Source organism: Paraburkholderia sp. Ac-20347 (assembly GCF_017104805.1).
Lineage (GTDB): Bacteria > Pseudomonadota > Gammaproteobacteria > Burkholderiales > Burkholderiaceae > Paraburkholderia > Paraburkholderia tropica.
In genome coordinates, this window is record NZ_JAAGPN010000538.1 from 1 (window position 1) to 2029 (window position 2029).

Consider the following 2029-nt stretch of genomic DNA (forward strand, 5'->3'; position numbering starts at 1 on the left):
CTGATGGCCTCAACCTTGAACTCGTTCGTGTATTGCCTTTTCGGCACTGACTTCTCAGACATGCAATCCTCCGTACAAACAGGAAACTAACAAATTTCCTGCTGTACGTGAAATCGAGGCATGGTCATGCTCCGTTCAACGCGTTCGCGAGTCATTGTGCCGTTTCGGTCATCATCGAACGCGCAATGCGCCGCTCAGGTGTTGCGTGTCCAAGTGGCGGTGCTGCTCACGTACTTCGGCATTCAGTCGCAACCTCCCTGTTGCGCGAGGGCACGTCGTTGCAGGACATCTCTCTAGTTCTCGGACACAAATCCAGCGTCACAACACAGATCTACGCCAAGGTTGATTTGCTCGAGTTGCAAAAGATTGCGCAGCGGTGGCCGGAGGTGCAATCATGCTAACCGACCTGGTGTCGTCGTATATCGACAGGCGGCGCGCGTGCGGGTTTGCGTTCAAGTCAGAAGGCAACTATCTACGAAGCTTCGCCACGTTCTCTGATTCCTTGGCCGTGAAACACGTTAGAACTGAGACCGCCATGGCGTGGGCCGTCCAGTCGAATTCGGTCCATCAGCGCGCGCGCCGACTTGGTCACGTCAGGCGCTTCGCACGCTATGCTCATGCTGAGGATACGTGTCACGAAGTTCCCGCCGCCGTATTTGGAAGCGAGAAAGGTCCTCGACCGGCGCCGTACATCCTGTCTCAGGAGGCGGTTCAAGCTGTGCTTCGCGCCGCTTTCCAGCAGGGATCGCATCGACTGTGCGGGAAAACATATGGGACTTTGTTTGGGCTACTGGCATGCACGGGACTTCGCGTGTCGGAAGCCATCCGTCTCCTTTACGAGGACATCACGCCCGATGGACTGATGATCAGAAACACAAAGTTCCGCAAAAGTCGCATTGTTCCGATCCACGAAACATGTCGGTCAGCGCTGAAACGCTACATCGAGCAACGGCGCTTATACGCTCCCTTCGACCGCCACGTCTTCGTTTCAGTGTGGAGAAGGCCATTAGGCGTGAAGACGGTCGAAATGGCTTTCGACCGGGCAGCTAAGGTGGCTGGGTTACCCTGCGCTCCGCAACGACCTCGACCAACGCCCCAATCATTAAGACATACGTTTGCTGTGCGGGCGCTCGAGAGCTGCCCGGACGGTCGCGACCATATAACGAAACATATGGTTGCACTATCCACGTACCTTGGCCACGGTAATGTCGCTCATACGTACTGGTATCTTGAAGCAACTCCTGACCTATTGCGACGCATTGCTGAATGCAGCGAATCGTTCTTTACGGGAGAAATATCATGATCCCCCTTGCGCCGCATATTACCGAGTTCGTCCAACAGCGCCTGCCGTTTGAACGTGGTGCCAGCGTGAACACCTGCGAGTCGTATGCATACGCCTTCAAACTACTCCTAGAGTTTGCCAGTCAATGTCTCAAGACTCGACCGTCTCAGTTGTATCTCGAGCAGATCGATGCGCCAATGATCCTGTCGTTTCCCGATTACCTTGAGAAGATACGCCATAACGGTGCAAACTCATGGAACACACGGCTGGCTGCAGTCAAATCTTTTATGCGCTTCGTAGAGTATCGGGTGCCTTCTGCTCTCGAGCAGGTTCGCCAGATCTTGGCGCTTCCACTGAAGCGTACTGAAAGCCGACTGGTGAGTCATCTGACTCAGCAGGAAATGCAGGCGATATTGGACGCCCCAAATCCTTCGGATTGGTTTGGGATTCGAGACCGTGCAATGCTTCATGTTTGCTTCGCCGGAGCATTACGTGCGTCCGAGCTCGTCGGATTGTGCATTGGTGACCTGAACATGCAACCATATGCAAGTGTTCTCATTCACGGCAAGGGCCGGCGACAACGATGCCTTCCTTTGTGGAAAGAGACGGCGTCTGCATTAAGAGCGGCTAACACAAGTCATCAACAAAGCGTGAACAGATAACGGCAGCAGCCAGGGACAGCAAGGCAACATGAATGTCGAGACGACGCTCGAAACGAATGCGCAGTTTGCCGAAGCCGGCAAACCA

General features: G+C 54.4%; 1 protein-coding gene and 1 pseudogene. One reads left to right on the forward strand and one right to left on the reverse strand.

Features of this window, described 5'->3' with window-relative positions:
* Window positions 1-1299 precede the first annotated feature (1299 nt).
* A complete protein-coding gene (locus G3N97_RS38455; RefSeq protein WP_241031093.1) occupies window positions 1300-1944 on the forward strand; it encodes a tyrosine-type recombinase/integrase in 645 nt (214 codons plus the stop codon).
* Here G3N97_RS38455 and G3N97_RS38460 read toward each other — a convergent pair.
* A pseudogene (locus tag G3N97_RS38460) lies at window positions 1910-2029 on the reverse strand (IS5/IS1182 family transposase); the annotation flags it as partial. The gene G3N97_RS38455 and the pseudogene G3N97_RS38460 overlap by 35 nt on opposite strands.